Genomic DNA, 21,487 nt, shown 5'->3' with positions numbered 1-21,487 from the left:
GGTGAGTCATTCTGCCAAGCCGAGAGCGCGTGCGACGGATACAGGATCGACCGGAATCGCTTCCACCTCAGGGATGCCGCGCAGGGCGGTGTCAGGATCCTTCAGCCCGTTACCGGTGACGGTGCACACGACGGTCGAACCAGCTTCGATCCATCCTTCCTCGCGTGCCGCGAGGACGCCCGCCACACTCGCGGCAGAAGCGGGTTCGACGAAAACGCCTTCCCTGGAAGCCAATAACCGGTACGCAGCGAGCAGTTCATCATCGGTCGCGGCACGAAACTGTCCGCCGGACTCATTGCGGGCAGTCATCGCACCATCCCACGACGCTGGCGCCCCGATCCTGATCGCCGTGGCGATAGTTTCGGGGTTCTTCACGGGTTCGCCCTTGACGAGCGGCGCCGCGCCGGCAGCCTGCACACCGAGCATCCGGGGACGGGCAGCGGTGACGCCGTCGGAGAAGTACTCCGAATAACCGCGCCAGTAGGCCGTGATGTTGCCAGCGTTTCCGACTGGGAGAGCATGCACATCGGGCGCGCGGCCCAGAACATCACACACTTCGAACGCAGCGGTCTTCTGCCCCTCGATGCGTGCAGGATTGACTGAGTTGACGAGTGCAATCTCAGGAAACTCTGACGTCGCTTTACGCGCGAGTTCAAGACAGTCATCGAAATTGCCGTCAACCTGGATGATCTTTGCGCCGTAGATCACCGACTGCGCAAGTTTTCCCATCGCGATCTTGCCAGCTGGGATCAGCACAGCGCAGGTGATTCCTGCCTTGGCGGCATACGCGGCGGCAGATGCGGAGGTGTTTCCAGTGGACGCACACAACACCGCTCGCTGCCCGCGCGCGACAGCGTCTGTCACTGCCATCGTCATACCGCGGTCCTTGAACGAACCTGTGGGGTTGAGGCCCTCGACTTTCAGATAGACCTCGCACCCAGTGAGTTCAGAAATGTGTCCGGCTGGAATAAGCGGAGTCGCACCCTCTTGCAGTGTGACTGGAGTCCAGTCCGCCCCCACCGCGAGGCGCTCCCGGTAAGCTTCGATCAGCCCAGGCCACGCGCGATGCACAGGGTTCTGGCGGGGCGTCGTTGTCGATCCGGTCATTCCTCCGCGGTACCTTCCAATCGGATCACGCTGGTCACTGTGTTAACGAAGTCTCTGCTCTTGAGCGCATCCACTGTCTTAGACAGTGCGTCGTCGGGCGCGCGATGTGTCACCACGACTAGTGTCGCTGCATTCTTCAAGCCAGACTGCCTGACTGTCGAGATGCTCACACCGTGGTTGGCGAATTCTTGTGCGACAGCAGCAAGCACACCGGTCCGGTCGACGATCTCCATACGAACGTAGTATCGCGTGGGCGTGTCACCGATCGACATGATCGGCAACTTGGCATACGTGGACTCGTCGGGGCCTTTGCCGCCGTGAACCTTGTTACGTGCCGCACTGACCAGGTCACCGAGCACCGCGGATGCAGTTGGTGCACCACCGGCGCCCTGCCCATAGAACATCAGCCGGCCCGCTGCTTCAGCCTCGACAACGACCGCGTTGAACGCTCCGTTCACCGTGGCGAGCGGATGCGAGTTCGGTATCAGAGCTGGGTACACGCGCGCCGAAACACGCTCGCGCCCAGTATCATCCGTCACGCGCTCACAGATCGCCAGCAGCTTGATTGCGCAATCGAGGTCGGCGGCGGAAGCGAGATCATCAGACGAGATGCTCGAGATGCCTTCGCGGTAAACGTCAGATGCCGTCACGCGGGTATGGAACGCGATCGACGCGAGAATGGCCGCCTTGGCGGCAGCATCGAATCCTTCGACATCGGCTGTCGGATCCGCCTCCGCGTACCCCAGGCGCCGAGCCTCCTCGAGCATTTCGGCGTAGTCCGCGCCCGTCTCGCCCATTGCAGAAAGGATGTAGTTCGTGGTGCCGTTGACGATGCCTACCACGCGCTTGACCCGGTCACCGGCAAGTGACTGCATCAGTGGCCGAACAACCGGAATTGCCCCCGCTACCGCAGCCTCGAAATACAGGTCAAGATCAGCGGCGTCCGCAACCGCAGCGAGCTCACCGGTGTAGTCCGCGAGCAACGCCTTATTCGCCGTCACCACCGACTTGCCACTATTGAGCGCATTGAGGATCAACGTACGAACAGGCTCGATGCCTCCCACAACCTCAACAACGATGTCGACATCGTCGCGAGACACCAGCGCCGCCGCATCATCGGTGAGCAGGTTGGCCGGGACGCCCCGATCTGCCCGCACGTCCCGCACCGCTATGCCTTTGATTTCCAGGCGCGCACCCACCCGCGCCTGCAGTTCGTCGGCATGCGCCGTCAACAAGCGCACGACTTCACTGCCGACATTACCGAGGCCAAGAACGGCGATACCCAGCGTCCGCTCGGGCACCATGCCGCTGGCCTGTTCGCTACTCATTTGACCTCCAAGCTGAGCAGATCATCCACTGTCTCCCGACGCAACAAAAGCCGAGACTGTCCGTCGCGCACTGACACCACCGCTGGGCGTCCGAGCATGTTGTAGCGGCTCGACATCGAATAGCAATACGCGCCCGTCGCTGCGACAGCAAGCAGATCCCCAGGCCTCACGTCCTCAGGCATCCACGTATCACGAATGACAATATCTCCCGTTTCACAATGCTTACCCACGATACGTGCCACCACCGGGGCCGCATCACTGCGTCGCGACACCAAACGTACATCGTATTCCGCTCCGTACAGCGATGTACGGATGTTGTCGCTCATCCCCCCGTCGACACTGATATACCGCCGCTGGGCGTGAGCGCCGAGCTTCACGTCCTTAATGGTGCCAACCTCATACACCGTGATCGTGCCCGGGCCCGCAATGGCACGGCCGGGCTCTACAGTGAGCACGGGTACGGCGAGTCCCGCACGTTCGCTTTCCGATTTGACGATCGCGAGGAGCTTAGCGGCCAATTCGTGTACCGGTGGCGGGTCGTCGCTCGGGAGATACGCGATGCCGAGTCCGCCGCCGAGGTCGATCGTGCCGATCTGCTGCGTCTTCGCGACGCCGTATTCGGCGACAACGTCGCGCAGCAACCCGATAACCCGATGGGCGGCTAATTCGAACCCATCGACATCGAAGATCTGAGATCCGATATGACTGTGCAAACCAACAAGCCGAAGATTGTCGGCGGCGAACACCTTATGCACAGCGTTGAGAGCGGCACCGTCTGCGAGCGAGAACCCAAACTTCTGGTCCTCGTGCGCTGTAGCGATGAACTCGTGCGTATGCGCCTCGACACCAACGGTGATCCTGATGAACACGTCCTGTACGACACCATGCTCACCCGCGATACGGTCGAGCCGTTCGATCTCGATGAGTGAATCGAGCACGACGTGGGCGACACCGGAACGGACAGCGAAGTCGAGTTCCGCCGCGGATTTGTTGTTGCCGTGCAACGCAACACGCTCGGCCGGGAAGCCGCCGTGCAGTGCTACCGCGAGCTCGCCCCCAGACGCGACGTCCAGTGATAGACCCTCCTCCGCAACCCATCGTGCGATGTGGCTGCTCAGAAATGCCTTGGATGCATAGTGAACGCGTTCCGGCGCGCCAAAAGCGCTGGCCATCTCGCGGCAGCGCGCACGGAAGTCGTCCTCATCGACGACGAATAGCGGTGTCCCATACCGAGCTGCCAGTTCAGTCACAGGAACACCGGCAACGGAGACGACGCCCGTCTCTTCGCGGTCCGCGTTACGCGGCCAGACGATCGCCGGAAGCTCCGCCAGTTCTGCCGGATCTGACGGCCGCTCGGAGATGCCCGGCGCGTGCGCGAACTCGGCGTGCTTCGGTCCAGCAGGGTGCGCGCTCACATTCGCTCCGGTGCAGACACGCCCAGCAGTGCCAGGCCATTGGATAGAACTTGACGCGTCGCCTCGCACAAAGCGAGACGCGCGCTGTGGATGTCCGCGGCCTGCTCATCCCCCTGAGGCAAAACGCGGCACTTGTCGTAGAAACGGTGATACGCACCTGCGAGTTCCTCCAGGTAACGTGCCACGCGATGCGGCTCACGCAGCGCCGCCGCCGTCTTCACGATGGCCGGAAACTCACCGAGCGTACGGATGAGGTCACCTTCACGGTCATGCGTGAGCAACTCAAGGCTTGATGCAGCGGCCGTGACACCAAGCTCTGCGGCGTTGCGCGCGATCGAGCACAGTCGCGCGTGCGCATACTGCACGTAGTACACCGGGTTCTCGTTGCTCGCGCTCGCCCACAGTTCGAGGTCGATATCGAGGCTGTTGTCGAAGGACGAACGGGTCAATACGTAGCGCGCCGCATCGACGCCAATCGCCTCAACCAGGTCGTCGAGGGTGATGACAGTTCCCGCGCGCTTGCTCATACGCACCGGTTTGCCGTCCCGCACGAGGTTGACCAGCTGACCGATCAGGACTTCAACGGAATCCGGGTCATACCCCAGTGCGCCAGCCGCTGCCTTCAGCCGGGCGATATACCCGTGATGGTCCGCGCCGAGCATATAAATACAGAGGTTGAAGCCGCGTTCGTGTTTGTCGCGCAGATACGCTATGTCACCCGCGATGTAGGCGGCATTGCCATCGGACTTGATAACCACACGGTCCTTGTCATCGCCGTAGCTGGAGCTGCGGAGCCACCAGGCACCGTCGCTCTCGTAAAGGTTGCCGTTCGCTTTGAGGTCGTTGACTGCGCTTTCCACTGCCCCCGACTCGAAAAGCGAGTTCTCGTGGAAATAGACGTCGAAGTCAGTTCCGAACTCGTGCAGTGTCCGCTTAATATGCGCGAACATTCTGCTCACACCGAGCGAACGAAACACTTCGAACCGCTCGTCCGCGGAAAGCGTCATTACGTCCGGGCGCTCGGCGACAATCGCGCCCGCGATCTCGACGATGTACTCACCCGCATACCCGTCCTCAGGCGTCGGCGCACCAGCGGCCGCTGCTTCGAGTGACCGGGCAAACCGATCGATCTGAGCACCGTGATCGTTGAAGTAATACTCGCGAGTGACCTTCGCGCCCTGCGCCTCGAGCAGCCGACCCAGCGAATCACCCGCTGCGGCCCACCTGGTGCCACCGAGGTGAATTGGTCCGGTCGGATTCGCCGAAACGAACTCCAGATTGACCTCACGCCCACCGTATTCATTGCCGTGACCGTACGTGCTCCCAGCCTGCAGGACGGTTTCGACGATCTTGCCTTGCGCGTCAGCTGCCAGCCGCAGGTTGAGGAAGCCGGGGCCCGCGACCTCCGCAGCGGCTATGGCCGGGGACGTCATCAGTTCTTCGGCGATCCATCCGGCCAGATCACGTGGTGCTGTACCGATACGCTTCGCGACCTGCATCGCCACGTTCGTCGCATAATCGCCATGCTCAGGATTTCGCGGACGCTCGACAGTCAGCCGTTCAGGAAGCACCTGCACGTCAAGCCCGCGCTCAGAAATGACGCGGGCGGTAGTTTCGCGAATCAGCTCGGCGAGATCAGCGGGAGTCACAGGGCACTATCCTATGGTCCCGCCCAGGCAACTGTTAAATGCGCCATCCCCAGGTACCGGTCGTCGCATGTCCGGCGAACGAAACGTAGAGTGGTGGCGCCCCTATCTGGGCAGCCAACGGCCTCGGCGTGGCACGATCGACACGCCATACCAACGCGGCCAGAAACCGCGCCAGCACGTTTGATCGGCAACACGGCAGTGAGGGAAAGAACAGAGGATGGCAAGCGGCGGTAGCAACAAGGACGCGGCGAAGTCCGCAAAGGCGATCAAAGCCGCCCGAAAGGGAGCGGGGGGCGCGTCATCGCGCTCGAAGCTCGCTCGCGGCGGAATGAACATTCCGTGGCTGACGCTCGGTGCGGTACTGAGCGTGATCGCACTCATCGTCATTATCGCCATCAACCTGTGGCCGCGGTACCAGGACACTGTCGAAGCAGAACGCTGGGCCCCCACTGCCGAGGAACCCGATCCCTCGCAGAACATCGAGGGCATCATCGCTGTCGATGGGCTCAGCAACGTCCATATCAACCCTGACCAGCGCGTGGCTTACGACCACACACCGCCGCTCGGTGGACCTCACGATGCCGCCTGGGCGACATGCAACGGCATCGTCTACGAAGATGCGATCCGCGTTGAGAACGCCGTGCACTCTCTCGAACACGGAGCGGTGTGGATCACGTACGAGCCCGAACTCGCGAGCGAGGCCGACATCGATCAGCTCCGCAGCCGGGTGCAGGGCCAGAGTTATCTCTTCATGTCGCCCTACCCTGGCCAGGAGACGCCGATCTCTTTGCAAGCGTGGGGGCGCCAGTTGCAGCTGGACAGCGCCGACGACGAACGCATCACGCACTTCATCGGCGCATTGCGGCTGAACCCCTACACCAGTCCAGAGGTCGGCGCGAGCTGCGCGACTATTCCGGGCAGCTTCGACCCAGAGAGTCCATTGTTATTCGACCCGGAGCCACCAGGACCGGACGCCGTCCAGATGGACGGCTCGGGAGCACCGCAAGACGCCGACACGATGGAAGACGTCCTCTCAGAACTCAACGGCGAAGTCTTCCCGGAGCTCCCGGACGAAACCGAGGGTGAACCACCCGCGCCCGAGGAAGGTGATCAGTAATGCGTGCCGGGACGAGCGATAGCCCGGGGCGTGGACGCGTCATGGCTCTCCTGGCAGGCGCCGTCCTCGTCGTCATTGGTTTCGCCCTCGGCGTGGTCTTCGATCGCTCTATTGGCCGGGACGACGGAGCGGCGTCACGCGCGAGCTCAGTCGATGTGGGGTTCCTGCAGGACATGACGGTTCACCACAACCAGGCAATTGAGATGTCTGCTGCCGTATTGACAACGACGGAGGATGCCGCGGTCCGCAATCTTGCGTTCGACATCCTGACGGCCCAGGAGAACCAGGTTGGCCAGATGAGCGGATGGCTGCAGATGTGGGAAGAACCGCTCCTTCCGCTTAACGGCCACATGGCATGGATGGACGACCATGCCCACATGGACCATATGGATCACACCGCTGATGGTGGCGTGATGCCCGGTATGGCATCGTCAGCGGAGATGGCTGAGTTGCGCGCAGCGAGCGGATCCGAGCGCGACGTGCTGTTCTTGCAGCTCATGCTGCGCCACCACGAAGGCGGAATTCCCATGATGGAGTACGCCATCGATCACGGCGACGAAGGCGTCGTGCGCAACATTTCGCGCTCGATGCTGGAAGGCCAAAATAAGGAAATCGCGCTCATCACCGACATGCTGAACGAGCGCAACGCCGAGCCGCTGCCCATGAATTAGGTGTCGAACACGCCACCATCAGGCGATTCAGCATTTCGGCGCAGAATGCGCTACGCTTGCAGCCGCCGTGATCACGTCACGGCCTGCTGCAGGCCCTCGTAGCTCAGGGGATAGAGCACTGCCCTCCGGAGGCAGGTGTCGCAGGTTCGAATCCTGCCGAGGGCACCATCAAACGATCAATCGCACGTGTCTAGTGGGCGCGAACCCCCGGATACATCACATCAAAGGGCGTTGCCGCCGTGCGGCCTTCTCCCTTCATTCTCCAGCGGATCGCGCCTCCGCGGCGGCCGTTGCCGAGTGTTACGCCCCATCGCCGTGAGCGAGGACGCGATAGGCGTTGCCACCGAGAATCGCGGCGACATCACCGTCGGTGAAGCCCGCCCTCAACAGTGCCGCAGCGAGATTGACAAAATCCGTTGAGGCGCAATACCCGTCGGCGTAGTCGGGCACACCATTCTTGTCGGTACCGATGGCGAGATGCTCAACACCAACCAACTCGGCGATGTGACATGCGTGCCGCGCGAAATCGTCGAGATCAGCCATCGCATGGCCGCGCATCGATGCGGGCCAGAGCCCAATGACGCCGCCAGTCCAGGCAATCGCTTCAATCTCTGCGTCGGAGATGTAGCGGGGAAAGGCACGGACTCCCGCAGCCGCCGTGTGCGAGCTGATCACCGGTGACGTCGATGTTTCGCAGGCGGCGATCGTGGTGTCGAGGTCGGCGTGGGCGAGATCTGGCACTATCGACAGTCTGTTGAGTTCCTGCAGTACCTCGCGCCCATAGCGTGTCAGCCCAGTCGACTTGCTTCTCGGGCGCCTCGCGCGTCCGGTGAGCGTACTGCCGATCGACCCAACGCGGTTGTCGGCAAAATGCATCAGGCCCAGCACACGGACACCCCGCTGTCGGAGCACCTCAAGCCGGTCGAGATGCTCTCCAAGGAAGTCAGCACCTTCCACACCGAGGATGACTTGTGCGGAGTTCGAGGCCTGCGGCAGCTCTGCGCTGGTGTTCACCGCGACGCCTGCGGCTTCCGCCTCACTTCTGGCCGAGTCGAGCTGTGCACACACCGCCTGCCAGGGCCGTCCTAGTCTCCAGGCGGTTCCCAGCGCGTCTCCGACCGCAGTAAGGACAACGAGATCGACACCAGCCGCAGCCAGGTTGGCAAGCGGATCACGTGGGAAACCAGCGATTCGCTCGGCGGCTCGCCGCACGAGCGACGGCATGATCGCTTGCGGGTGTGTGTGAATGTCGATCGTCAGGTTGTGGTGTACCAGCTGGTGGGCCCGGTGCCGCAGATCGGGTGAGGGTGACCAGGACCTCTTCGTCATGTGTCGGCGTCTCCTTCGCTCCACGCGGGTAACCATTGACACTAAGACGTGGCGTTTGCGGTCTCCTGAGCAGTGTGAGCCGATCGTGGATAGCGCAGCCCCCACGGGGACTGCGGGTGTTGGGCCAGCAGCTTCGCGGAGAACCCAATGAACTCCGCGGTGGCACGAGTGTTTCGGGGCAACTCGCGAGGACGGAGCCCGGCAAGAGAGCGTGCGACGCCTGGAGCTACCCGAGCGACGCGGGCCGGGGTTGCCGCCGCTCGCAACGGGGTGACCTTTTTGTTGAAGATGTGGGCGAAGTCCATGGCCAGAGCGTCGTCTCGCGCGGCTAGTCCGAACAAGCCATCAGCGAGGGCATCGGGTAGATGGGGCTCGCCGAGTAACGTGTTGGCCCAATACATCTGCCACGCATCCCTATCTCGCCACCTCCACCAGCGAGATAGCTCGATATCGAGGTTGCCGTCGGATTCCAGACCGTCGATCAGCCGGTCCGCGAGGTGTTCGGCCTGCCGGAAGGCGTCGGATTGCCCCTGACCGAGGGAATAGTCCTTGAAGTGGCCCGCATCCCCGACCAGCGCCCATCCGGGTCCGGCTGATTCGCGGAAATAGCTGTGCCACTTCTGCAATACCCGGATCGGCCCGACCCGCGTCGCCCCGTCAACTGCAGCAGCCAACTCGGGAAAAGACTGCAGCCGCGCATCGAACTGTGTGTATCGATCGGAGAGGTAGTCGCGAGCGTCCTCGGCTGGCGGGGCGACCGTGACAATGAACTGGCCGTCCAGTGGCAGCCCGAGAAACGCGGTGGACCCCACATTCATTCCGCCGACCGCCCCAAAGAAGAAGCCATGCTTGGGATCGACGCCCTCGTAGAACGACCACGTCGGCATCCGCCCGGCACGGTGGGCGCAGTATTCCCTGGCCCCAACCGACCGCGCGACGGTCGACGATCGGCCATCCGCGCCGATCACGACGTCGGCTCTAATGTCCCCGAAACGCGTGGTCACCCCGCGCACGCGGCCGCTTTCGACGATCACACCTTCCACGGGGCACTTCGTGCGGACCTCAACACCGGAGCGTGCGGCATAGTCGATGAGGATGGCATCCATAGTCGTCCTGCGCATGCCCAACACCTGGCCGTATACGGCTGGATCGATGTCCACTGTGAACTTCTCGTGCGTACTGGTGATCGTAGCCCGCCGCACCACGTGCGCACCGGCGGCGAGAATCTCGTCTAACACGCCGATTCTTCGGAGAACCTCCACGCCGTTGGACTGAAAGGCGCAGGTTGACAGCGTTTCGCTGGGGAAGGTCGCCTTATCGAGCACGCACACCCGAAGACCGCGTCGAGCGAGCAGGGTACTCAAAGTCGCTCCGGCACATCGCGCACCGACGACTACGACATCGAACTTCGACTCAGGAACTGCCATCAGCTCCTCCAAGGTGAAGGGCGCAGCCCAGAGAAGCAGCACTCGCTTCGGGTCAGCGCCGACCGGAATAAGTGAGACAGATAGTTACACATAGAACACCTGGAGGCAATATCCCCACCATGAGTGCAACCTCAGTCACGCAGCGCCGGAAGCTGAGACAGAAACCACTGCTCCAGTGGGAGGAACACCCTAGACGCCGCTCCCGCCGCCAGGCACCCTCTCTGAGCACCCGCGCTTTCTGACGCGCACTCTCCACAACAGTGTTTGGCCCAGAAATAGGCACACACACGGAACCGCCGCCCAGCCCGTCACGTCCATCTCACTAAAGGATTCGACGTGAGAGGACTCAGCATGGCCTATGCAGACCCGGCTGGACCGGCAGAATCGGGAAATCCGGATGGCGAGCGCCTCAACCGTCGGCGGAACCTATCGTTTACTGGCAGTTGTCGGGATGCATCGCAGCCGCTCGTGCCTGCACACCGTCCACGAGCATCGGGCCCGCGTACACTTCGCTGCGGCGCAGCACGAGGAACCGATCATTGATGACGGCGTCGACATTCGCGAGTTCTGGGCGGGACCGCGCGAGCCCCAGAGTCTCCTCCGGTGACGGTCCAGTCGCGTTGTCTGCGATGATGATCAACTCTGGGTTCTGGTCTGCGATGGCTGTCCACGACATCGCTCCCCACAGCCTCGGAACCTCACTGAAGATGTTCTCACCTCCCGCAAGCCGGTCGAGAAAACTCGCAAACGTAAGCCCTGGTGCCGTATCAGCGACTTCGCTATCGCCCCCGCCGATAGTCACGACGCGGGCCGGCGGCCGCTGGCTTTCGCTGACGCATTCCTGGACAGCGAGAATTCCGGCCTGCCACTCGCCGATCAATTCGCTAGCACGCTCATCTGCACCGAATAGCGCCGCGATGTTGCGAACGTCAGTGAAATACTCGTCAACCGACGCTGGCGGCAGATTGTCGAGCACCCGGCGACATGTCTCAGAGAGCACGTAGCTCGATATGCCCTCGGCACGTAATTCCCCGGGAGTTGGGCCCGTTTGCTCGTTGAACCCCTGGAGCCATCCCGCGATCACAAAGTCGGCCTGTGCTTCAACGATGTCGTCGAGGGTGAAATCGGCTTCGTTAAGCTCGGGGATCGTTGCGTATTGCTCCGCGTATTCGGCGGGAATGTTCCGCTTCGCCCCAGCCCCTGCGTAGCCGGCGATGTGATCGCCAAGATCAAGTTCGATAAGCAACTCGAAGATCGCGGGATCATTCACCACCACGCGGCTCGGAGCCTCCCGAACGGTCACCTCTTCCCCACAACTCTCGACCGTCACTGGGTACTGGCCAGGCGCTTCCGTTTCCTCGGTGAGATGGCTTACGTCACCGATCGTGCACCCGGCGGCGAGCGGCAACAGCGTGACTGCGGCAGCAGCGACGCGCAGACGGGCATGCAGGCGAAGACCGGTCATGCGCTCTAGTGTGGCCCTTACTCCGCCTCGTCTCCTGCACCAACACGGCCTGACGATTGTGATTCACGGCCCTGCTCGGCGAGAGCTCGCGTTAGCGTTTCGGGCGCGACGATCCAGTACAGTGCCGCGAGGATGAGCATTGCGCCTGTGAACCCGAAGGCCGCGGCATAGGACACCGTCTCCGCGAGAAGCCCAGCGAGCACCGGGCCGACGATAGCGCCGAAGTCGGACGTCATCTGGAACGTAGCGAGAGCCCGCCCACCATTACGGTTCGATCCCACAATGTCCGCCACTGCCGCTTGCTGCGCGGGCACGAACAAGCCAGTTCCCACGCCGCCGATGACACATAAGGCGAGGAACACCCAGGTCAACTCAGAGAATCCCAGCGCGACCGTGGCACCGCCCGCGATGAGGAGCCCAACAATCGTCGGGCGGCGACGACCGAAACGGTCAGACAGACGCCCGCCAGTGATGAGAACGACGGCCATGCCCGCGGAGAATGTCGCGAGCGCCAGCCCCGCCAGGCGTGGGCCCGCGGCCAGCGTGACTGTCACGAATAGGGGAATCACCGCAACGCGCACCCCAAATGTGGCCCATCCGTGCGCGAGGTTGGCGAGGAGCGCCGCCCGATAGGCGGGATCGCGCATTGCGTCTCGGACGAGAAACTCCTCACGCGTGCCCTGTTGATCGGTAGCGCCAGGTTTCGTCACTTCTAGCTGCGTCTGAACGACCAGGATCGCCACAACCAGGGCTGCCGCGTATACGACAAAAGGCACGCGCAAGCCGAGCCCACCGAGCAAGCCGCCCACCAGCGGCCCCCCGATCGATCCAATCAGGAAAGCGGAGCTGTACAGACTGTTGACGCGGCCACGCATGTCCGGCGGCGCCAGCCGGATGAGCAGCGCCATGGCCGAGATGGTGAACATCGTCGAGCCAATTCCACCGAATGCGCGGAACACCATTAGCTGCCAATAGGTCTGAGCCACCGCACACGCTGCCGTTGACAGGGCCACGATGGCAAGGCCACCGAGATACACGGGGCGTTCACCGAGGCGCTGAACGAGCTGACCGCTCGCTGGAGCGAACATCAGGCGCGTAAGCGCGAACACGCTCACAATCGCAGACGCAGCCGTGATGCCGACGTTGAAGCTGCGCGCGAACTCGGGCAGCACGGGCGCGATGAGTCCGAAGCCGAGTGCAATGACGAAAGCAGCGGCGACGAGCACCCAGATTTGTCGCATGGTGTGGCGGTGGCTGGGTGGTGCTGGATTCGGCTTGTTTCGCCGCGTGAACCTGGTCATCGCAGCAGAGCCTATGGTGCCGGCTGGCCGTCGCGCCACACCGGCGTCATTCCTCACCGATGTTCTTCATCGGTTTTTATCGCGCTCAGTGTCCGGTCTGCGCGACACTTGTGGAATGGAACACGAGGATTGCGCCTTTTGTCAGATCGCCGCAGGAGCCGCACCCGCGCATCGCGTCTACGAGACCGACAGTACTGTCGCGTTTCTGGATATCCGGCCAGTGAAGCGTGGACATACGCTCGTGATTCCGCGAACGCACGTCGCAGAGTTACCGGGCCTCGAGCCGGAACTGGGCATGGAAACTTTTCGGGTCGTGCATCTCATCGCGTGCGCGATGCGCGATGCGCGGATAGGGGCGGACGGAGCGAACATCGTCGTTAACGACGGACGCGCGGCGTTTCAGACCGTCGCGCACACACACTTTCATGTAGTCCCGCGAAGCCGCGGAGACAAGACACAACTGGCGGCCGGCCTCATCACCCGACGCGGCACGCGGTTACCCGACATCGCGGCGGCTTTGCGGAGCGCAATTCACGATACAGCCCAGCGCCAGGATGAATACCCAGCCTGACAACCGGTGTTAACCCGTGGCGCGGACCTCAGTTCCCGTTGCCGCAGGCCGTCGCGAACCCATCGCCCGCCGTCCACGAAGATCATCGGAGCCATCCAGCATCACCGAGATCAACTGTTCTGGATCGGTTTCGAATACGAAGCGCATTCGGCGCAACTCACCAGGCGCGAACATCGCGGAGGACTCGATGGCGCTCATCCAATATTCGATATCGCCGTTGCGGATCGCCTCAATCGACTGGCGATCTGTAAGCCCGTCGGCGCACTCATATGCGAGGATCGCCCTGACAAGCTCGCGAGTACCAGATGTCATCGTCATCATCTCTACTCCAACTCTCCACCCAGCCAGCCCGACCCCGACCTCGAGCAGCTTGGGTTGCAGCCGCGTCCGCGACCTCCCTCATGGTTCGGCACCTGCCAGGCAGGCAGGAGCTAATCGGGTAGATAGCCAAGCACCAGGAAGATTCACCGCTGCCCGACAAAATTGATGGTAGCGGCATTTCCGGTAATTGAACACCACCGTTTGGTGTTGTTTACAGAACGCACAGATAACACCGAGAAAGCCTTATCACAGCCGGATAACAACCACAGAGTTTCTTTAAGATCATGTCTTTCGCCAACCCTCGCCGTTGGTCTGCGCCACCCCAGCGGAGGCACTACAGATAATCCGAGCATGCACCTGAACAGCGCTTAGATGGATGAGCCGAGGGCTGAATGGGACGCCAGAAGGCCGCTGGGAACCGTCTGCAGCAGCTGCTTCCGCGTCCCCCGACCGCATGACACGGTGGCATCCGCTTTGTGACGTATGCGACAGCTGAGTTGAATTGAAACAGAAGGGTCACAGGAAACGAACATCGGGGTCACGGATTTCTGTGAGATTTATGCGATCAATTGGGCGGCAACCGCAGACATACGTTCGAAGAATACAGAATTTGCGACAGCACCATTCCCAACTAGCGAGACGAGTGGCGGGTACTGATCCGCACCGCGGCCAGAACGTCCGCTGGCGCAGTCGACCGAGATGCCAATTCGTCCAGTTGACCAGTCACAGCTGACGGCACCTGGACGATCGAGAGCGCCACGGGCTCCTGGCGGTCCACAATTGCGATCCAGCCAAGCACATAATCCCCGACGGTGAGGTTCCCCCGATACGCATGCATCAAGCGGCACTCGCGCAGCGCGCTGCGATTCTCGCTGAGCAACGTCACGACGCCGTCCCCTGCGATCGCTGTCACTCGGTAACACTCGCGCAGATTGTCTCGCAATGCCCGCGCCACATTGAGTTCCCTGTCCGGAAGCAGGTGTCCTCGTCGATCGATGAACCGGGCCAGCATCCCGCCTTCAAGAGCGATGCACGATGTCGCAAACCCATCGGACAGCAGCGCCGAGATCATTTCAGCCTCGACGCCCGCTTCGTTCGGTGTTTCCGTCTGTGACACGGCATCAACCGCACTGAACAGCGCGAGTCGCGCCTGCGGATCTGACCGTACGAATCTCTCGACCTTGTGATACACAGCTTCCGCGCTTTGCATCACGTACGAGCGGTGCAGAGCGATCTCCCGCGACAGTGCAGCGAGCACCGAATACGCTTCACTTCCTCCGCGCACGCGTTTGGGGAGACGATTGAGCAACTCATCTGCACCCTGATAATCACCTCGATCAGCGGCGACTTCTGCCGCCAGCTCGATTGCAGGCTCCCAATTCGGCGCCCGCGCGAGCGCGAGCGCCGCGAGATCAGCAACCTCGCGCACGTCTCCCGCTGCCGCAGATACCGTTGCGTGGGCCCACAGCAACACCGCTGCTGCGTGCCCTCGCGCGCGCGTCGCCGCAGCCCCAAGTGCGGCCAGGACCAGGGCTGACCGCTCGTTCTCGTACAGCCAGCGAGCGACGAGCCCCTGTGCTGCTGCCACGCTGCGCACTGCAGCGGCTGCCTCAGCGACCAGCTCCGCGTGTTCCTGCGGAGCACCCGCGTGAGTCCCCGAAACACTGTGGTGAATGCGCGCGACCGCCTCAGCTTCGCTTGCTGCCATGCCGTGCGCAGTAACGAGGAATTCAGCTTGTTCACGGAGCAGGACCTCGCCCACGTCCGTACCCTCAAACGCGACACGATCATCGGCCCAACTGATTCGGTATCGAGCCAAAAGTTCACTCAGCGGAAGCGCGGGAACACACCCGAATGCAGGATCGAGATCCCGTACATGGCTCACGAGCCCAAATAACCCACCGGCAAGACCTTGCCGGTCGCGTACCCACCGGCGCATCCAGGTTCGCAGTTCCACGCGCGGCGGAATAAGTTCAGCACGCTGGCACGCGCGCACGCGCGGACGTCCAGTCGTCAGCGACACCGTGACTAGGTCACCAGGGGTGAAACCAGCCAGCGCGCCGCGTGGCAAAAACAGTCGCGACGGTATTTCACCCGAGTCCGATTTCGTCAGAAAAGGAGCGATGTCGGGCATCATGTCGATAGCGTCGGCAGAGATCTCACCGACAGTCAGCTCGTGCGTCGGACACGGAGCTGCGTCCGCCGGGTTCACGAGGTGATTGTCTCGTCTTGCGGTGCTGACTCGTGATCTGCGAAGCGCAATACCGAGAGAATCGCGTATTCATCCGGACCGTCAGCGGGTGTCACGACGCACGCCGCGAGTCGCTCTTTAAGTGCGTGCTCGTCGAAATCCGTTCCGATAAACACCAGTTGGGTCGGTGGTGCGCCGCGGTCCCGGCGGTTCCGCTCGAAGCGCAGCGACCGGCCGACCAGTTGCAGCACATACGGATACGCACCTCCGAACTGTCCGAAATCAACGAGTCCCTTCGCCCGGTAAAGCCCATGGGGGCGGGATTCCAGAAACGCCATGAACCGCCGTGGGTGAAGTGGTGTCTCTGCGGTCCACGCGATCGTCTGATAATGCGGATGATGATGTGCATGATCTTCGTGCGCACACTCACGCAGTAGCTCGTCAAAAGAAAGTTGCTCGCCCAGTGCTGAGGCACGCCGCTGGGTAACGGGATCGAACAACATCTCCGGATCGATGCGGCAGAAGCTCGTCGGCAACACTGGCACCGCCGGATTGCAGGAGGCGACTATCTCACGCCACTCTCCGAGCCGCTCCGGAGCCACCTGGTCCGTTTTGTTCAAGAGCACCAAATCCGCGACCCGGACGTGGCGAGCGACGTCCTCATCACGCGCGGCGACTGCATCCGCCACTAGCACTAGGCCAGAATAGTGAAAGTCAGGGTCCTCTGTAGCTGCGATGAGGCGCGCGAGGGTACCCGGCTCCGCAACTCCGCTCGCCTCCACCACGATCACGTCCAGTCGCGGCGTCACATTCGACAGCTTGCCGAGCATCTCAGAAATGTCGCCGGTATCCACCTCACAGCAAATACAACCGTTGCTCAGCGAAAGCATCGCGTCGACCTGCCCCGCGACGAGCAGCGCATCGATATTGATGGCGCCAAAGTCGTTCACGATCACCCCAATGCGCAAGCCATTGTTGTTGCGCAACAGATGATTCAGCAGCGTGGTTTTCCCAGCACCGAGGTACCCCGCAACCACAAGCACCGGAGTGGACTTGCGCACGAACCTTCCTCCCACAAGAGCGCATCAAACATAAAACTGTGAATTTTTGCGGACCGCAATCATCCTAGTGGCGCAACGGCTGGAACGCGGTTCGCCGCACGAAGGGCGAACCACCGCGTATTTTCGAAATATGGTCCTAAGCCACGGTCGCGCAGCCGTTTCAATCCGTACGGTCAGAAGTGCCACAGTCGCACTCAGCCTGCTTTGCGTCACTGCTCTGCTCCTTCTGACGGGGTGCGCCGACGGTGATAACGGGTACTCGGAACCTGCACGAGACCGTCCCGCCTTCCAGGAAGACTTCCGTGGCGATGGCACGTTCCCCGAATCGGCTCCCACCGCCCCCAACGACACAGATTCCGTGCGCCGCGAGATCATCCAGACTGCGTACATGCTGCTACGCGTCGAAGACCCGACTGTCGGCGCGGCCGAGGCGACCAGTATCGCGGAGGCTGTTAACGGCCGCGTTGACGACCGAACCGAACGCCCAGAAACCGACCACAATCCCGGCTCCGCGCAGCTGACAATTCGTGTGCCCTCCGACGAACTTGACAATGTCATCGAGCAGTTCCGTGATTTGGGGACCGTCGAGGAACTCTCGGTTTCAGCACGCGACGTGACGTCTGAAGCGATCGACATCGATGCACGCATCGACTCGCTCACACGGTCGGTCGAGCGGCTGCAGGACATCATCGCGGGCGCAGCGTCCGCTGAAGACCTGATCGCGGGCGAGAACGCGCTGGCACAGCGTCAGGCCGAACTCGAAAGTCTCCAGGCTCGGCGCAACTACCTTGCTGATCAAGTCACCCTGTCCACCATCACTCTGACACTCGAACAACGTCCGCCGGGCGATCCCAACCCTGCGGAAGGCTTCTGGGGCGGGGTGATTCAAGGCTGGGATGCGCTTATCTCTGCAGTTCGGGCCGCGATCGTCGGTGCTGGGCTCGCGCTTCCCTGGCTCATCTTCTTCGCCGCCGGCGGCGGCATCATCTACGTTGCGGTTCGGCTGATCGGCCGTCGCCGCTAGATCCTCGCCAAACCGTTACCCCATCGCGACCCACTAGCCACTGATTTACCTACGATCAAGCCATGACTCAGCGGGCAATGAAGCAGCATGCGAAAGCGCAGCAGCGCGTTCGCCGGACAGTCACTTGCGCAGCTGTCGCGGCTGTACTCGCGGCGGGCGCGTGCTCATCCCCCGACGCCGGCGATCCAGCCGCAACCGGTGACACAGCGGTGACAACAACGCAAGCACCCCAGGGAGCCGCGACCGGCACCGACCTCACCCCGGAACCATCACCTTCGCCCGACGGCGAACCTGGGGCGGCACAAGCCCCACCGCCGGCCGAATCCCCCGCTCCCGCACCGCCGCCACCCGCGCCCGGGAGCCAGTTCGGTGGCCATGCCGGGCCGCAAGCGCAAGGGCAGGGCGATGGCACGTTCCTGAGTGTCACGAACGTGCGGGTCGGCCAGCACGATGGTTACACGCGCGTGGTCATCGATATGGACGGGCAGGGTAATCAACCGGGATTCGACGCGCGATACGTGGACGCCGCGTACGAGGCAGGCTCAGGAAACCAGCTTGCGGTGGCAGGCGACCGCATTCTTCAGGTCAACATCAGCGGCTGGGGATACCCCTTCGATACCGGGGCTGAAGAATACTCCGGACCGCGCACAATCGGCGGGCCCGCATCCGGCTCAGTCGCTCAGGTTCAGCTCGGCGCCTTCTACGAGGGCGTCGCACAGATATTCCTGGGTGTGCGCGGTGGTGACAAGCCCTACACGGTGAATGTTCTGCAGAGCCCGACGCGCGTAGTGATCGACGTAGCGGACTGAACTCCCGGACGAGCTTAGTGCGGCTTTTCCTTTCGTCGTATCGACTCGGCGGGGACCCACGGCTGCTCACAGCGCTGTGTCCCCCGCCGTGCGCCGTTGGCGTTATCGGAAACGCCGCGGACAGTTGGCCCTCAGCCGCCCGCGAATGGGCCATACGCAGCGAGTTCGAGGCGCTCGCCCCGCTCGGCTACCAGCCGGAGGAAATTGATCTGCGTTCCCTTGCTGGTTGCACCAGCAGCGAGGCGCACAACCGTTTGCAGCGGTATCCCCTGATCTGGGTGCGCGGTGGCAACACATTCGTTCTTCGGGCCCGTTTGGCTCAGAGCGGAACTGATGCTGCGCTCAGCAGCCTGGTCTCCTCGGGGAAGATCACGTACGGCGGCTACAGCGCTGGTGCCTGCGTGCTTGCCCCTTCGTTGGCGGGGCTTGACACGCTCGATGATCCCGATGAGTGCACACGCGTGTGCGGTGTTGAACCGATCTGGCGTGGCCTAGGCCTCATTGACTTCGCCATCGTCCCCCACTATCAGTCCCCTGGGCACGAGTCACCCGACGCGATCAGCGCGCTTGTGGAGCGCTACGAGCGCGGCGGTGTCCCGTGCCGCGCGTTACGTGATGGCGAAGTGATTACGGTTAACGACGATTAGTCTGAGCGATCCTTCCCTGCGCTTTTCGGAGCGCACGGGGGGGAGGATCACGTTACTGGTACGACACAAACCACGGTGCCGGGTCGACCGCCATTGTCTCATCAGGAGTGAACGTCGGAAGGTCTTCGTCGTAGAAGTTCTTCCAGCCGAGCCAGATGTCATCCTGCAGGTCCGTTTTGAGCGTGTTCCAGGTATCCATCTTCTGCGCGGGTACACCGTGGCCGTCAGCATGGATGAGGACAGCGACTTCCTCCCGAGTTGTCTCAAGCTGGTCCCGGTTGGTGATCATGCGCATCTGGAACTGGTGCAGCACGAGGAGTTTCTGCGGCAGAGAATGCTCGGCTGTCAGGTCTGCTAGCCATTCGATGACTTCGTTGACCTCGCTGGCGTCAACTTGACCGACCTGGCGGAGGTGAACCTGATCGGGGCGAAGGCGCCACTCTGGATCGAGTGCGAGACCAACGTGTGGCTCTTTGAGAAGTTCCTCGAACAGCTTCGCCTGCGTGAGAAAGTCGGTTCGACCCGGCTGCAAATCCAAAACGATGTAGGTGCCCTCGTCACGTGCCGCATCAACCCACGGCTGGATGTCTTCGACTCGCGACACGTTCGAGTACTGGTTATCTGCGCCCGGAGCGACAGAAGCCACCGTCACGATGATCTCCAGTGCGGGTATCACCGGCTCACCAGACAGAGCTTCGTAGCGTTCAGCCAGGTCGCGTGCGCGCGCGATCGCATCCTCGGGCCCCTGCTCCCCAAGTACGCCCATGGCGGGCACACCAGGATGACCGTACAGAGCAATCATTCTCCGGCCGGGGTAAACGAGTTGTCCGCCACCCGGCAGTTCCGGAACAGAGAGCGCATCGGTAAAACGCTTACGAAGCTCCGCTGTTGAGCCGAAGTGACTGCCAAGCGCCATGATCGAGGTGCCCGCAATCTCCCGCGCCAAATCGACCGACTCGCCGGTCGCCCGAATATCCGGGACCGGAAGCACAATTACCTCTGCTCCCGCCGCCCTCGCGACGGCAACGCCGGCGAGATGTTCGGCGCGGCCGATCTCGTCAGGCGCGCTGAGCGGCGCGGCCAGGACGGTCACACCCGGGGCTTGGTTTCCCCGCCCAAAGTCTGGCAGCGCCAGATCTTCGGCTCCGTCAGCTTGGTCTTCCTCTTCACTCGCGGCGGCGCTGCCAGCGCCGTTCGGAACCTCCAGTTCGCCGAGGCTGTAAAGCACCGGGTTTTCACCGTCCGCGGCCGAAAGAGCGGCGGCGGCGTCCGATGCGTCGTTAAGTTGCTGTTCCTCGAAGAGAAGCCCAGTCAGCGACTCCAATTCAGCCGCGCTGCCTGCGACGGTTATAACGTCAGCAGTGTCAGGCACCGGGGCCCCGCCGATCGCCACCACCGTCGAGGTGTCGAGCCGGGTGAGTTCTCGCGCGAGAGCTGCCTCATCGGGCGGGCCGCTGACCAGCAACGGCACTGATGTCGCAACGGCAAGCGAAGCGCCGCGTAATACCGCATCGGGTTGATCTGCCGGAGCCACAACGACAAATGGGGCTCGACTGAAGAACCGCTCGGAGGCCGCGTAGGCCACGCCGTTTTCGCCGTCACGCACCACCTCGGGCAATGGGTCGCCCGTCTCAGCGTCTGTCTCACCCTGGCTGTTGTCAGCGAGTTGCGCTGGCGGAGTCTCACCACTGCGTCCCGGGATGGTGCACCCGGCTGCCAGCGACGCCACGATCGCACTCGCTAAGGTAACTGTGATCCAGCGTCGCTGGTCATGCATGAAGAATCACTCCCCCGACATTCGCTTCAGCACGAAGCCAACGTACCTCGCGGTCCGTGGTGCTGGCCGTTCGAACACGCCGTTCCAGACATTTTCGGCGCCCGCAAACTCCGGCCAGCGAGCTGTTGGGCGCTCGCCTGGTAGTGGCTTAGCACCCCGCCCCGGGCCCAACGTATCCGCACGGGGCCTTGCCGCGCCCGGAGAGCCTCCGTCACCGATTTCACAAGAGCTTCATCTAATCGCACGTCCGCTGCATGCGCCGGCGCCTGCCCATTGC

General features: G+C 62.5%; 18 protein-coding genes and 1 tRNA gene. 7 read left to right on the top strand and 12 right to left on the bottom strand.

The window, feature by feature from the left end; translation table 11 throughout:
- Window positions 1-6: 6 nt before the first annotated feature.
- The 4 genes from thrC to argS are packed head-to-tail and all read right to left on the bottom strand — an operon-like array spanning window position 7 to window position 5,499.
- Entirely contained in the window at window positions 7-1,107 is a 1,101-nt protein-coding gene (gene thrC / locus ONR57_RS17830) for a threonine synthase (protein ID WP_265124866.1), read from the bottom strand.
- On the bottom strand, window positions 1,104-2,435 hold the full coding sequence (locus ONR57_RS17825) for a homoserine dehydrogenase (RefSeq protein ID WP_265124865.1): 1,332 nt from the start codon (window positions 2,433-2,435) through the stop codon (window positions 1,104-1,106). The genes thrC and ONR57_RS17825 overlap by 4 nt, the downstream gene beginning before the upstream one ends.
- Complete coding sequence (gene lysA, locus ONR57_RS17820; RefSeq protein ID WP_265124864.1) at window positions 2,432-3,850, bottom strand: diaminopimelate decarboxylase; 1,419 nt, start codon at window positions 3,848-3,850, stop codon at window positions 2,432-2,434. Before lysA ends, ONR57_RS17825 begins: the two co-directional genes overlap by 4 nt.
- Window positions 3,847-5,499, bottom strand: a complete 1,653-nt coding sequence (argS, locus tag ONR57_RS17815; protein ID WP_265124863.1) for an arginine--tRNA ligase — start codon at window positions 5,497-5,499, stop codon at window positions 3,847-3,849. Before argS ends, lysA begins: the two co-directional genes overlap by 4 nt.
- A gap of 217 nt (window positions 5,500-5,716) precedes the next feature.
- On the opposite strand from argS, the gene ONR57_RS17810 reads away from it, so the two are divergent.
- The 3 genes from ONR57_RS17810 (at window position 5,717) to ONR57_RS17800 (ending at window position 7,455) form a co-directional block, all read left to right on the top strand.
- Window positions 5,717-6,616, top strand: coding sequence for a DUF3105 domain-containing protein (locus tag ONR57_RS17810; RefSeq protein WP_265124862.1), 900 nt, complete (start codon window positions 5,717-5,719; stop codon window positions 6,614-6,616).
- Window positions 6,616-7,287 (top strand): DUF305 domain-containing protein, encoded by a 672-nt coding sequence (locus ONR57_RS17805; protein ID WP_265124861.1) that lies wholly within the window; start codon window positions 6,616-6,618, stop codon window positions 7,285-7,287. Before ONR57_RS17810 ends, ONR57_RS17805 begins: the two co-directional genes overlap by 1 nt.
- Before the next feature lie 92 nt (window positions 7,288-7,379).
- A tRNA-Arg gene (locus ONR57_RS17800) sits at window positions 7,380-7,455 on the top strand.
- A 132-nt stretch (window positions 7,456-7,587) separates the two neighbouring features.
- Here ONR57_RS17800 and ONR57_RS17795 read toward each other — a convergent pair.
- The 4 genes from ONR57_RS17795 to ONR57_RS17780 form a co-directional block, all read right to left on the bottom strand.
- Window positions 7,588-8,616 (bottom strand): dipeptidase, encoded by a 1,029-nt coding sequence (locus tag ONR57_RS17795; RefSeq protein ID WP_265124860.1) that lies wholly within the window; start codon window positions 8,614-8,616, stop codon window positions 7,588-7,590.
- A gap of 41 nt (window positions 8,617-8,657) precedes the next feature.
- The gene (locus ONR57_RS17790) at window positions 8,658-10,043 is read right to left on the bottom strand and encodes an NAD(P)/FAD-dependent oxidoreductase (RefSeq protein ID WP_265124859.1); all 1,386 of its coding nucleotides are present in this window, start codon (window positions 10,041-10,043) and stop codon (window positions 8,658-8,660) included.
- Window positions 10,044-10,476: 433 nt separating this feature from the next.
- The gene (locus ONR57_RS17785) at window positions 10,477-11,508 is read right to left on the bottom strand and encodes an ABC transporter substrate-binding protein (protein ID WP_265124858.1); all 1,032 of its coding nucleotides are present in this window, start codon (window positions 11,506-11,508) and stop codon (window positions 10,477-10,479) included.
- A gap of 17 nt (window positions 11,509-11,525) precedes the next feature.
- Complete coding sequence (locus tag ONR57_RS17780; RefSeq protein WP_265124857.1) at window positions 11,526-12,809, bottom strand: MFS transporter; 1,284 nt, start codon at window positions 12,807-12,809, stop codon at window positions 11,526-11,528.
- A gap of 115 nt (window positions 12,810-12,924) precedes the next feature.
- Between ONR57_RS17780 and ONR57_RS17775 the strand changes: the two genes are divergently transcribed.
- Complete coding sequence (locus ONR57_RS17775; RefSeq protein ID WP_265124856.1) at window positions 12,925-13,380, top strand: HIT family protein; 456 nt, start codon at window positions 12,925-12,927, stop codon at window positions 13,378-13,380.
- A 9-nt stretch (window positions 13,381-13,389) separates the two neighbouring features.
- Here ONR57_RS17775 and ONR57_RS17770 read toward each other — a convergent pair whose 3' ends face one another.
- The 3 genes from ONR57_RS17770 to ONR57_RS17760 all read right to left on the bottom strand — a co-directional run bounded on the left by ONR57_RS17770 (window position 13,390) and on the right by ONR57_RS17760 (window position 16,953).
- Window positions 13,390-13,692, bottom strand: coding sequence for a hypothetical protein (locus tag ONR57_RS17770; protein ID WP_265124855.1), 303 nt, complete (start codon window positions 13,690-13,692; stop codon window positions 13,390-13,392).
- 640 nt (window positions 13,693-14,332) lie between these two features.
- Complete coding sequence (locus ONR57_RS17765; protein ID WP_265124854.1) at window positions 14,333-15,913, bottom strand: hypothetical protein; 1,581 nt, start codon at window positions 15,911-15,913, stop codon at window positions 14,333-14,335.
- Window positions 15,910-16,953: a GTP-binding protein gene (locus ONR57_RS17760; protein ID WP_265124853.1), complete on the bottom strand. Its 1,044-nt coding sequence runs from the start codon at window positions 16,951-16,953 to the stop codon at window positions 15,910-15,912. Before ONR57_RS17760 ends, ONR57_RS17765 begins: the two co-directional genes overlap by 4 nt.
- Window positions 16,954-17,083: 130 nt before the next feature.
- On the opposite strand from ONR57_RS17760, the gene ONR57_RS17755 reads away from it, so the two are divergent.
- From ONR57_RS17755 to ONR57_RS17745, 3 genes are all read left to right on the top strand, one after another.
- Window positions 17,084-17,977 (top strand): DUF4349 domain-containing protein, encoded by an 894-nt coding sequence (locus ONR57_RS17755; RefSeq protein ID WP_265124852.1) that lies wholly within the window; start codon window positions 17,084-17,086, stop codon window positions 17,975-17,977.
- 62 nt (window positions 17,978-18,039) lie between these two features.
- Complete coding sequence (locus ONR57_RS17750) at window positions 18,040-18,786, top strand: AMIN domain-containing protein (protein ID WP_265124851.1); 747 nt, start codon at window positions 18,040-18,042, stop codon at window positions 18,784-18,786.
- A 17-nt stretch (window positions 18,787-18,803) separates the two neighbouring features.
- On the top strand, window positions 18,804-19,433 hold the full coding sequence (locus ONR57_RS17745) for a peptidase E (protein WP_265124850.1): 630 nt from the start codon (window positions 18,804-18,806) through the stop codon (window positions 19,431-19,433).
- Window positions 19,434-19,485: 52 nt separating this feature from the next.
- On the opposite strand, the gene ONR57_RS17740 is transcribed toward ONR57_RS17745, so the two are convergent.
- Entirely contained in the window at window positions 19,486-21,210 is a 1,725-nt protein-coding gene (locus tag ONR57_RS17740) for a cell wall-binding repeat-containing protein (RefSeq protein WP_265124849.1), read from the bottom strand.
- Window positions 21,211-21,487: the final 277 nt, after the last annotated feature.

Source organism: Hoyosella sp. YIM 151337 (assembly GCF_026041215.1).
In the GTDB taxonomy this organism is placed as follows: domain Bacteria; phylum Actinomycetota; class Actinomycetes; order Mycobacteriales; family Mycobacteriaceae; genus Hoyosella.
The sequence above is the reverse complement of the archived record's forward strand: the minus strand, read 5'-3'. Positions and strand labels throughout refer to the sequence as shown.

What these genes read in the sequence shown, in the direction of transcription:
- thrC (WP_265124866.1), bottom strand. Translation starts at nt 1,107, where the DNA reads ATGACCGGATCGACAACGACGCCCCGCCAGAACCCTGTGCATCGCGCG.
- ONR57_RS17825 (WP_265124865.1), bottom strand. Translation starts at nt 2,435, where the DNA reads ATGAGTAGCGAACAGGCCAGCGGCATGGTGCCCGAGCGGACGCTGGGT.
- ONR57_RS17810 (WP_265124862.1), top strand. Translation starts at nt 5,717, where the DNA reads ATGGCAAGCGGCGGTAGCAACAAGGACGCGGCGAAGTCCGCAAAGGCG.
- ONR57_RS17805 (WP_265124861.1), top strand. Translation starts at nt 6,616, where the DNA reads ATGCGTGCCGGGACGAGCGATAGCCCGGGGCGTGGACGCGTCATGGCT.
- ONR57_RS17795 (WP_265124860.1), bottom strand. Translation starts at nt 8,616, where the DNA reads ATGACGAAGAGGTCCTGGTCACCCTCACCCGATCTGCGGCACCGGGCC.
- ONR57_RS17790 (WP_265124859.1), bottom strand. Translation starts at nt 10,043, where the DNA reads ATGGCAGTTCCTGAGTCGAAGTTCGATGTCGTAGTCGTCGGTGCGCGA.
- ONR57_RS17785 (WP_265124858.1), bottom strand. Translation starts at nt 11,508, where the DNA reads ATGACCGGTCTTCGCCTGCATGCCCGTCTGCGCGTCGCTGCTGCCGCA.
- ONR57_RS17780 (WP_265124857.1), bottom strand. Translation starts at nt 12,809, where the DNA reads ATGACCAGGTTCACGCGGCGAAACAAGCCGAATCCAGCACCACCCAGC.
- ONR57_RS17775 (WP_265124856.1), top strand. Translation starts at nt 12,925, where the DNA reads ATGGAACACGAGGATTGCGCCTTTTGTCAGATCGCCGCAGGAGCCGCA.
- ONR57_RS17770 (WP_265124855.1), bottom strand. Translation starts at nt 13,692, where the DNA reads ATGACATCTGGTACTCGCGAGCTTGTCAGGGCGATCCTCGCATATGAG.
- ONR57_RS17755 (WP_265124852.1), top strand. Translation starts at nt 17,084, where the DNA reads ATGGTCCTAAGCCACGGTCGCGCAGCCGTTTCAATCCGTACGGTCAGA.
- ONR57_RS17750 (WP_265124851.1), top strand. Translation starts at nt 18,040, where the DNA reads ATGACTCAGCGGGCAATGAAGCAGCATGCGAAAGCGCAGCAGCGCGTT.
- ONR57_RS17740 (WP_265124849.1), bottom strand. Translation starts at nt 21,210, where the DNA reads ATGCATGACCAGCGACGCTGGATCACAGTTACCTTAGCGAGTGCGATC.